The 10,107-nt window shown below is 23.6% G+C and carries 10 protein-coding genes; 7 read left to right on the forward strand and 3 right to left on the reverse strand.

All coding sequences use genetic code 11. The features are described from left to right. Positions 1-53: 53 nt before the first annotated feature. Entirely contained in the window at positions 54-677 is a 624-nt protein-coding gene (locus tag AOQ89_RS01870) for a superoxide dismutase (RefSeq protein WP_080873347.1), read from the reverse strand. A 65-nt stretch (positions 678-742) separates the two neighbouring features. Then, positions 743-2,242 carry an inorganic phosphate transporter gene (locus AOQ89_RS01875; protein ID WP_080872899.1) on the reverse strand — a complete coding sequence of 500 codons (1,500 nt, stop codon included), beginning with the start codon at positions 2,240-2,242 and terminating at the stop codon, positions 743-745. 243 nt (positions 2,243-2,485) lie between these two features. Here AOQ89_RS01875 and AOQ89_RS01880 point away from each other — a divergent pair, with 243 nt between their 5' ends. Further along, positions 2,486-2,806 (forward strand): DUF1820 family protein, encoded by a 321-nt coding sequence (locus AOQ89_RS01880; RefSeq protein WP_080873348.1) that lies wholly within the window; start codon positions 2,486-2,488, stop codon positions 2,804-2,806. Between the two features lie 4 nt (positions 2,807-2,810). On the opposite strand, the gene rsmD is transcribed toward AOQ89_RS01880, so the two are convergent. Further along, the gene (gene rsmD / locus AOQ89_RS01885) at positions 2,811-3,359 is read right to left on the reverse strand and encodes a 16S rRNA (guanine(966)-N(2))-methyltransferase RsmD (protein ID WP_080872901.1); all 549 of its coding nucleotides are present in this window, start codon (positions 3,357-3,359) and stop codon (positions 2,811-2,813) included. A 67-nt stretch (positions 3,360-3,426) separates the two neighbouring features. Here rsmD and ftsY point away from each other — a divergent pair, with 67 nt between their 5' ends. The 6 genes from ftsY to AOQ89_RS01915 form a co-directional block, all read left to right on the forward strand. Beyond that, positions 3,427-4,386: a signal recognition particle-docking protein FtsY gene (gene ftsY, locus AOQ89_RS01890; RefSeq protein WP_195909766.1), complete on the forward strand. Its 960-nt coding sequence runs from the start codon at positions 3,427-3,429 to the stop codon at positions 4,384-4,386. Between the two features lie 40 nt (positions 4,387-4,426). Then, positions 4,427-5,269, forward strand: coding sequence for an RNA polymerase sigma factor RpoH (rpoH, locus tag AOQ89_RS01895; RefSeq protein ID WP_080872905.1), 843 nt, complete (start codon positions 4,427-4,429; stop codon positions 5,267-5,269). A gap of 14 nt (positions 5,270-5,283) precedes the next feature. Further along, positions 5,284-5,991: a bifunctional demethylmenaquinone methyltransferase/2-methoxy-6-polyprenyl-1,4-benzoquinol methylase UbiE gene (gene ubiE, locus AOQ89_RS01900; RefSeq protein WP_080872909.1), complete on the forward strand. Its 708-nt coding sequence runs from the start codon at positions 5,284-5,286 to the stop codon at positions 5,989-5,991. A 224-nt stretch (positions 5,992-6,215) separates the two neighbouring features. Continuing rightward, the gene (locus AOQ89_RS01905; protein WP_080872912.1) at positions 6,216-7,556 is read left to right on the forward strand and encodes an AarF/UbiB family protein; all 1,341 of its coding nucleotides are present in this window, start codon (positions 6,216-6,218) and stop codon (positions 7,554-7,556) included. A gap of 11 nt (positions 7,557-7,567) precedes the next feature. Then, positions 7,568-9,031, forward strand: coding sequence for a UbiD family decarboxylase (locus AOQ89_RS01910; protein WP_080873349.1), 1,464 nt, complete (start codon positions 7,568-7,570; stop codon positions 9,029-9,031). Positions 9,032-9,117: 86 nt separating this feature from the next. Next, on the forward strand, positions 9,118-10,107 hold a 990-nt coding region (locus tag AOQ89_RS01915), incomplete at its 3' end, for a potassium transporter TrkG (protein ID WP_243469331.1).

Raw genomic sequence — 10,107 nt, forward strand, 5'->3', positions numbered from 1 at the left:
TTACTTATTAAGAGCAAAAATAGTTTGCAAGTATTTTTGCTCTTTTTTATTTATTATTTACTTTCTTTGAAAAGCAAAGAAACCTGATCCCAATTTACTACATTCCAAAAAGCCTTAATATACTTAATTCTTTCATTTCTATATTTTAAATAGTACGCATGTTCCCATAAATCTATTCCCAAAATTGGAGTTCCTGATTTTACTCCTGTAATATTTTCCCCCATTATAGGATTATCTTGATTTTTAGTGGACTCTACAAAAAGAGTACTATCTTTTTTAATTAGCCAGACCCAACCTGATCCGAAATGGGAAATAGATTTTTCTTCAAAAACTTTAATAAATTTTTCTTTGCTCCCAAAATTTTTACAAATCTCTTTTTTTAAAGCTCCTGATAAAACAGTATTTTTTTTTAAAATTTTCCAAAATAAATCGTGATTTAGATGTCCTCCAGAGCTATTTCTAACTTTTTCTCTAATTTCTTTAGGAAAATTTTGCAAATTTTTTATTATTTGTATTAAAGAATAATTAGAAAATTCTTTTTTTTTTTCTAGTAGGTTATTTAGATTATTTATATACGATTGATGATGTTTTGTGTGATGTATTCTCATAGTTTCTTCATCAAAATACGGTTCTAATGAGTTATAACTATAAGGAAGATTTGAAAGATAAAATTTCATTTTTTGTTCCCTAAATAATTTTTTATCAGAAATATAGCAACATTTTACTATTTTAAAAACTAATTTCATACTATTTTTAAAATTAAAAAATACAAAAATCCAGAAAAAATTATAGTAACTGGTAGTGTTAAAATCCAGGCGGTTAGTATATTTCTAACAGTTTTAATTTGTAATCTTTTTCCATCAATCAACATAGAACCTGCTATAGCAGAAGACAGAACGTGAGTAGTAGAAACTGGCATTCCAGTATAACTCGCTATACCTATGGAAATGCTAGTAGTAATCTGAGAAGTGATTCCTTGAAGATTAGTCATTCTACTCTTCCCAATTTTTTCTCCTATAGTTTTTGCTACTCTTTTCCAACTAATCATGGTTCCAAAAGCTAAGGATATAGCTACAGAAAATATAATCCATATTGGAGCATATTCTACATTGACGATGATATTTTTTCGTAAATTATGAAGATGTTTTTTTTCCTTTTTAGAAATGCAAGGCATTTTTTGCACACTTTCTATAGAATTCAGAACAAAATTTAGTAAAATTCTCATATTAATTTTTTCTTTCTTATTTAATACATTATAGTCATTCACATTATTTAAAATAGAAAGAACTCTATTAATTGAAAAATTTACATCACTGATACTAACTTTTTTTTCTTTTTGTTGTACTCTAATTGGTACGCATTTACTTGAATTATTTTTTATTTTTTCTTCGAAACATTTTATTTTTTCTTGATTATTTTGATAAAATCTATACAAATCTGTTAAAGAATGCTTAGTTTTATTAATATCGTATTCTTTAGTATATAGATTGATGGAAAAACTAGAAGGTGCAATTCCTATTAGCATAAGCATTATCAAACCTATTCCTTTTTGTCCATCATTTGCTCCATGGAAAAAACTAATTCCGCAAGCTGAAATAATCAAAGTAGTTTTTGTCCAAAAAGAAAGTTTTTTTTTATTTATATTGTTTTTTTCTACTAAAAAACAATTTTTTTTTTCTTTTTTTCTATCTATTTTGTAAAAATTTTTTATTAAATATACTATAAAACCTGCAAAAACTAGTCCTATTACTGGGGAAAGTATTAAGGAAACTAGTATTTCAGTAAGTTTTTTAGTATTAATAACTTCTATAAATGATCTATTTGATACAAATGCATTTGTTATACCTACTCCTACAATAGATCCTATTAAAGTATGTGAACTAGAAGTAGGAATTCCAAAATACCAGGTAATTAAATTCCAAAAAATTGCTACTAGTAATATAGAAAAAATCATTATCAAGTTATAATTTGATCCTAAATTTAGAACAAATTCTGTAGAAAGTATATGAGTTATTGAATAAGCTACACTTAAATCACTTAATAAAACACCAAAAAAATTGAATACTACAGAGATAATTACAGCTGATCTTGGATGCATAGCTTTCGTATATATAACTGTAGCTACAGAATTAGCAGTATCATGAAAACCATTAATTATTTCATATACTAAAGAAAACAGTAATGCTAGTATTAGCATTATGCTAGTATATACCTCTAGTCCATTTGTAAAAAGATATATCATAATGTTTTGTACTGCACAATATTAATTATTATTATTATCCGAAACATAATTGATATAATCAAATAAAATACTATATTTTTTAGAATTTTTTTTATAGAATACCAAAAACAGTACTTAAACTATGCACTAAAAAATTTGATCTATTTTTAGTATTTAATAGATATCTACTTTATAAATAAGGCTAATAATCGAAATCTTATTTAAAATATTCTTTTATTTTTACAAATAAAAATGGAAAAAATTATGAGTGATTTTCAAATCGTATATAGAATTCAATTCATTAGCAATGGAAAAAACTATCAATTACTTGTTAGAGAATTAGGACAAAGTCCAATGCTAGGATTTATCGAAATAGGAGACTTCATATTTTCAAAGAATAGTAAAATAGTTGTAGATCCGTCGGAAGAAAAAATAAAAAACGAGTTTAAAGGAGTGAGTAAAAGTTATATTCCTTTACAAGCAATTATTAGAATAGATGTAGTAAATAAAGAAAAAAATTCCTGCTCTCCTAAGTTAGGGAATAATGCAAAATTATTTTCATTTTTTTCAAAAACGAAAACATAGTATTTTATTTTATAAAATATAAACAAAATAGTACGTTTCCAGAAACTTTTTTTCTATATAGAATCCAATCATTAGGTATAAAAAAAGAGTTTTTTTTTTCTGTTTCTATGTAAATCATTGAATTTTTATTAAAAATCTTTTTTTTCAGTTTTTTTAGTATAAAAAATATATTTTTTTTGTAAAAAGGAGGATCTAAAAAAAGTAAATCAAATTTATTTTTACTAAACTGAATCCAGTTTATGAAACTAGCATTAATAATTCTAAAATTTTTGCTAATAGAAATACTTTTCAAATTTTTTTTAATTTGTTTGTAACAAGAATAGTTTTTTTCTATAAAAAAAACACTATTTGCTTTTCTAGAAATCGATTCGAATCCTAAAATTCCACTGCCTGAATATCCATCTAAACAATTTTTTCCTTCTATTCTATCGCTAATCCAATTGAATAGAATTTTTCTAATTTTTCCTTGAGTAGGGCGAGTCTTTTTTCCTGTAAAATATATTTTTTTCCCGCATAGTTTTCCACCAGAAATACGAACAAATTTTCTTTTCATGATATTTAAATATTATAATACAATAAGAAAATTTAAAATCCTAACACTTTATATTTTAGTAAAAAGTATGAAAAAAAATAACATTCTAAAAAAAATTAAAAGTATCGTAAAAAAAGAATACTTTGTAAATACAAAAAAATACTTTTTTAGTAAAAAAAATCAAATTTTTAAGAAAATAAAAAATTTGTTTTTTAGTACTAAAAATACTACAGAATTAATAAAAAAATTACAATATACTTTAATCTCTTTTGATGTTGGAATACAAACAACAGATAAAATTATTAAAAAAATTTTAAAAAAAGTTGATAAAGATAAAATAAGTGAAAATAGCAAAATTCTCGATATCCTACAAAAGGAAATGTTAAACATTATTTGCAAAAAAAGTGTAAATTTACTATCTAAAAAAAAAAATTCTACTTTTTTATTTGTTGGAAATAATGGTGTAGGGAAAACAACAACTATAGGAAAATTAGCTAAAAATTTTTCTAAGAAAGGAAAAAAAATTATGTTAGTAGCTGCTGACACTAGGAGACCAGCATCTATTAAACAATTAAAAAGCTTTGAAACAGAAGATATTTTTGTATTTTTTAAAGATAATTATAAAGATGCATCTGCAGTAATATTTGATGCAATTAAATCAAACAGATTTTCTGAATTTGATTTTATTATGATAGATACAGCTGGAAGATTTCAAAATAAGAAAGAACTATCTTTAGAATTGAAAAAAATCATTAAGACTTTAAAAAAAATTCATCCATTTTATCCTGAAGAAGTAATTTTAGTAATAGATGCATGCTCTGGACAAAATACTATCAATCAAGTTAAATTATTTAACAAAGAAATAAAAGTTACCAGTATTATTATTACTAAACTAGATGGTAGTGCAAAAGGAGGTATTATATTTCCTATATCGGATATTTTTAAAATACCTATACAGTATATTTGTAATGGAAGAAAAATTAATGATTTAAAATCTTTTAATCCAAATGAATTTATACAGGAAATATTACCAAAAGATATCCATTAAATAATTGATTTATTTAAATAATTAACTATTCAGGATTTAAATGAAAAAAGAAAATTCTTTACTATACAAAAAAAAAACAAATTTAGAAAATTATTTTAGAAGTAGTAGATCGTATTCAATGCTTACTTCTCAACAAGAAAAAAACTTAGCTAGAAAACTATATTATAAAAATGATCTAGAAGCAGCAAAAAAGTTGATTTTAGCACATTTACATTTTGTTATCTATATAGCGAAAAGTTATTCTGGATACGGATTACCTCATGCTGATTTAGTACAAGAAGGAAATATTGGTTTAATGAAAGCTGTAAAAAGATTTAATCCGGAAATTGGAGTAAGATTAGTATCTTTTGCTATACATTGGATAAAATCCGAAATACATGAGTATGTTTTAAAAAATTGGAGAATTGTTAAAATCGCTACAACTAAAGCTCAAAGAAAATTATTTTTTAATCTTAGAAAAACAAAAAAAAAATTAGGTTGGTTCAATAAAAACGAAATTGAAACAGTAGCAAAAAAATTAGGTGTTACTAGTAAAGATGTTAGAGAAATGGAATCTAGAATGTTCGCCCAGGATATAGCTTTTGATCCTATTCCAGAAAATAGACAAGAAAGATGCTCTTCTTTTTTTCAAGTTCATGAAAGATTAGAATGCAAAGAAAACTCAGAAGAGAATCATTGGAGAGAAGGATGCACAAATCGATTAAATTTAGCACTTGCAAAATTAGATAAAAGAAGTCGATATATCATAAAATCTAGATGGTTAGACGATAAAAAAAAAAGTACTCTTCAAGAATTAGCTAATCTTTATGGAGTATCTGCTGAAAGAGTTAGACAGATCGAAAAAAATGCTATGAAAAAAATGCGTATTTCTATAGAAAGATAATAAGTAAAATTGAAATGTTTAAATCTAAAAAAAGAAAATTAGTTCATCTGGTTTTTAAAAAAATTTTAAAAAAATACGATTTAATGAATGATATAATGTCATTTGGATTGCATAGATTGTGGAAAAATAATTTTATAAAAAGTATAAATATTAAATCTGGACAAATAGTTTTAGATTTAGCATGTGGAACAGCAGATATTTCTGAGAAAATAATAAAATTATTTGGTACTAGTATAAAACTTATTTTAGTTGATTCAAATTATGATATGATTCAATTAGGAAGAGAAAAAATTAGAAATGCAGGAAACATAAAGAATATTTACTATTTACAATCTGAAGCAGAAAATTTACCTTTTTTACAAAATTCTTTCGATCATGTAATAATAAGTTTTGGAATAAGAAATTTTTTTGATAAAAGTAAATCTTTAAAATCAATTCATAAAATTTTAAAAAAAAAAGGAAAATTATCAATTCTAGAATTTTCTATGCCGAATAATAAAACTTTTAAAAAAATCTATAATTTTTACTCTTTTAAAGTAATTCCAATTTTAGGAAAAATTGTTTCAGGTCAAAAGTTTGCTTATAAGTACTTAGTAAATTCTATAAGACACTTTCCAAAAAGAAACAAATTCAAAAATATGTTGATTAAAAAAGGTTTTAAAAAAGTCAAATTTCAAAAAAAATTTTTTGGAATTATTACTATATACCAAGGAGAAAAGTAAAATTTTTTTACAAATATGATTAAAAAAATCCTCAGAATAATTGATATTTTTACAGTAATTCTGAAAAACAGGATTTATGAAAAATTTTCAAAAAAATTTTTTTTTTAAAAATTTTTTTTTCTTTATTCTTTTGGGTAAAAAAAACAGAAGAAAAAATTGAGTATTCAAAAAGAGTTAGAAAATGCTTAGAAGAATTAGGAACAATTTGGATTAAATTTGGGCAAATGCTTTCTACAAGACATGATATTTTTTCTTTTTCCACAATTAAAGAGCTTTCTTTTTTACGCAATAAAGTAAAAATTGATAAAAATATAGAAATTTATAAATACATAGAAAAAAAAACCAAAAAAAAAATATCTTCTTGGTTAATCGATTTAAGAAAAAAACCTTTTTCTTCTGCTTCTATAGCGCAAATTTATTGCGCAAAACTAAAAAAGAATAAAAAAAGAATTATTATAAAAGTTATTAGAACAGACATAGTTAAAAATATTTTAATCGATACTAAATTAATAGAAAACTTTATAAAAATTTCTTATATTTTTTCTAAAAAATTAAAAAAAATGAAAATACTGGATTTTTTTTTGGAATACAAAAAAATACTCTTTGATGAATTAGATTTAATTAAAGAAAAAAAGAATATTGCTATTTTTAGAAAACAATTTAAAAATAGTAAATTATTATACATACCAAAAGTATACGATCAGTACTGTACTAAAGAAATTTTGGTTATGGAAAGAATTTTTGGAATACCTATTGATAACTTAAAAATGTTAAGAAAAAAAAATTTTAATATGAGGTTATTAGCAGAAAAAGGAGTAAAAATTTTTTTTGAACAAGTTTTTCAAAATGGAATTTTTCACGCAGATATGCATCCTGGGAATGTATTTGTAAGTAAGTATAATCCAAGAAATCCTAAGTATATTAGCATAGATTTTGGTATTGTAGGAAAAATATCTAGTAAAGAAAAAAGATATTTAGCAGAAAATTTTTTAGCTTTCTTAAATAAAAATTATAAAAAAATTGTTATTTTACATATTGAATTAGGTTTGGTAAAAAGTACTATTAATACTAAAAAATTCGAAATTTTTATTAAAAAAGCGTGCGAACCTTTTTTTCAACAGTCGATATCAAATATATCTTTTAGTAATTTTTTAATAGAAATTTTTCGTATTGTACAAAAATTTAACGTTATAATAAATCCAAAATTATTTCTTTTACAAAAAACAATTTTTTACATAGAAGGATTAGGAAAAAAAATTTATCCTAAATTAAATATTTGGGAAATTGCTAAGCCTATTGTCGAAAGTTGGATATTTAAAGAAATGAATTTTTTTGATATTCTAAAAACAATAGTAAAAAAATTTAAATTTTTAGAAAAAAACTTTAGTACCCTACAAAATTTTAAAAAATCTGAGATTAGAAAAATAAAGAATGAAAAAGAAAAAAAAATTTTTACAAAGATAGAAAAGCTTTTTCTGCAAATAAAAATTTTTTATCAAATTTGTATTTTTTTGATTTCTTTTTTACTTATAGCGTTTTTTTTAAAAAATACTTCTATTTTTTGAGATTTAATTTTATGAAATTTAAAAATTTACAAAAATTTATCGAATTTTTAGAAAAACATAAAGAATTAAAAAAAATTAATTTTCCAGTACATCCAAAACTAGAAATTACAGAAATTGCTAGAAGAACAATTTTAAAAAAAGGACCGGCACTTTTTTTTCAAAATCCTATAGGGAGCGAATATCCTCTACTATGTAATTTATTCGGAAATGAAAAAAGAATACTATTTGGTATAGGAATAGAAAAAAAAAAATCATTAAGAAAAATTGGAAAAATTTTTTCTTTTTTTAGAAATCCTACTCCTCCAAAGAATTTTAGAGATATGGTAAAAAAGTTCTCTATTTATAGAAGAATTTTTCATACTTATACTAAAGAAGTTAAATATGCTTCTTGTCAAGAAATAGTAGTAGGTAAAAAAAAAGTCGATCTATTTGAATTTCCTATAATGCATTGTTGGCCAAAAGATTCTGGGAAACTAATAACTTGGGGAATAACAACTACAAAAAGTCTATCAAATAATAGACAAAATTTAGGAATTTATAGACTACAAGTAATCAGTAAAAATAAACTATTAATTCGTTGGTTTCCTCAAAGAGGAGGAGAAATAGATTTTCAAGAATGGAAAAAAAATAATAAAGAAAAATTTCCTATATCTATTTTTATAGGGTCTGATCCTATTACAATACTATCAGCAGTTATGCCTGTTCCAAATTCTTTGTCGGAATATTCTATATCTGGAATTTTAAGAGGAAAAAATTCTAAAGTAGTTAAGTGTGTATCTAATGATTTAAGAGTACCAGAAAATTCTGAAATAGTTTTAGAGGGTTTTATAGAAGAAAAATCTGCAAAAGAAGGTCCAAATGGAGATCATACAGGATTTTATAATAAGGAAGAATATTTCCCTATTATTAATATCGAAGTGATTACTAGAAAAAAATATCCTATCTATCTTTCTACATATTCTGGAAAATATCCAGATGAAACATCTGTACTATCGTACTATATGAATGAAATACTTATTCCAATTATTCAAAAGCAATTTCCAGAAATTTCAGATTTCTATCTTCCTCCAGAAGCTTGCTCTTATAGGATAGCTTTAGTAAGCATAAAAAAAAAATATCCTGGACATGCAAAAAAAATTATGATGGGAATTTGGTCATTTTTACAACAGTTTATGTATATAAAAATTATTATAGTATGCGAAGATGATGTAAATATTAGGGACTGGAGAGAGGTTTTTTGGTCTATCAGTACTTGTGTAGATCCTTATAGAGACAGCTTATTTATTAAGTACTGTCCTTCTGATATTTTGGATTTTGCTTCTTTTGATTATGGAATAGGATCAAAAATGGGAATAGATGCTACTGAGAAATTAAAAGCAGAGTCTAGACAAACTTTTCAAAGTAAAATCTTTATGAATAAAGAAACTTGTGTGCGTATTGAAAAAATTTGGAAAAAACTAAAGATATTTTCTTAATTTATAGTAATGCTAAAAAATTATACTCTATTTTATAATTAGGGTAGAAGAATGATTTTTATACTAACTTAATAAAAATTTGTAATATGAATTTTCGAAACATAATTCGTGTTATTGGATTATTGGTACTTCTTTTTTCTTTTATTTCTATTTTACCTATTTTAATATCTTTTATATACAAAGATAATTCAGAATCAGCTTTTTTAAAAACTTTTTTGTACTCTTTTATAATAGGTATTTTTTTTTGGATACCGAATAAAAAACAAAAAGGTAGATTAAACAGCAGAGAAGGATTCTTAGTTGTAGTGCTATTTTGGACTGTTTTAGGTAGCTTAGGATCTTTACCATTTTTACTAATAAAATTTCCCTATTTTTCTGTTACAGATGCGTTTTTTGAGTCTTTTTCAGGATTAACTACAACAGGAGCAACAGTTTTACTGAATTTAGAAAAACTGCCTATGGGAATTCTTTTTTATAGACAAATGCTTCAATGGTTTGGAGGAATGGGTATTATAGTTTTAGCTGTCGCAATTTTACCTATAGAAGGTACAAAATTGTACTATGCAGAAATACCAGGTCCTATAAAAGACAATAAAATTTGTCCTAGAATTTCTCAAATAGCAAAGAATTTATGGATAATTTATATATCTTTAACTATTTTATGCATTTTTTTACTTTGGATAGCAGGTATGAGTTTTTTCGATTCGGTAGCGCATAGTTTTTCTATAGTTTCTATAGGAGGATTTTCTACAAAAAATAATAGTATAGGTCACTACAACAGTCCTTTAATTAACACTATAGTGGCAGTTTTTTTAATAATTTCTAGTTGCAATTATAATTTACATTTTTCCGCAGTACACTACCATTCTTTAAAAGTATACTGGAAAGATCAAGAATTCAAAGTTTTTATAGGAATTCAAATTTTTTTATTTGTATTTTGCGCATCAATTTTGTATTTGTACAAAATTTACGATTCTTTTTTAGAAATATTGAATAAATCTTTTTTTCAAGTTATTTCTATGTCTACTACTGCAGGATTTATAACTGATAGAAGTTATTTATGGCCTTCAGTTCTT

This window comes from bacterium endosymbiont of Pedicinus badii, assembly GCF_002075085.1.
In the GTDB taxonomy this organism is placed as follows: Bacteria; Pseudomonadota; Gammaproteobacteria; order Enterobacterales; family Enterobacteriaceae; genus PRUG.

What these genes read in the sequence shown, in the direction of transcription:
- ubiE (WP_080872909.1), top strand. Translation starts at nt 5,284, where the DNA reads ATGTTTAAATCTAAAAAAAGAAAATTAGTTCATCTGGTTTTTAAAAAA.
- ftsY (WP_195909766.1), top strand. Translation starts at nt 3,427, where the DNA reads ATGAAAAAAAATAACATTCTAAAAAAAATTAAAAGTATCGTAAAAAAA.
- AOQ89_RS01905 (WP_080872912.1), top strand. Translation starts at nt 6,216, where the DNA reads ATGCTTTCTACAAGACATGATATTTTTTCTTTTTCCACAATTAAAGAG.
- rsmD (WP_080872901.1), bottom strand. Translation starts at nt 3,359, where the DNA reads ATGAAAAGAAAATTTGTTCGTATTTCTGGTGGAAAACTATGCGGGAAA.
- AOQ89_RS01875 (WP_080872899.1), bottom strand. Translation starts at nt 2,242, where the DNA reads ATGATATATCTTTTTACAAATGGACTAGAGGTATATACTAGCATAATG.
- AOQ89_RS01910 (WP_080873349.1), top strand. Translation starts at nt 7,568, where the DNA reads ATGAAATTTAAAAATTTACAAAAATTTATCGAATTTTTAGAAAAACAT.
- AOQ89_RS01870 (WP_080873347.1), bottom strand. Translation starts at nt 677, where the DNA reads ATGAAATTTTATCTTTCAAATCTTCCTTATAGTTATAACTCATTAGAA.
- AOQ89_RS01880 (WP_080873348.1), top strand. Translation starts at nt 2,486, where the DNA reads ATGAGTGATTTTCAAATCGTATATAGAATTCAATTCATTAGCAATGGA.
- rpoH (WP_080872905.1), top strand. Translation starts at nt 4,427, where the DNA reads ATGAAAAAAGAAAATTCTTTACTATACAAAAAAAAAACAAATTTAGAA.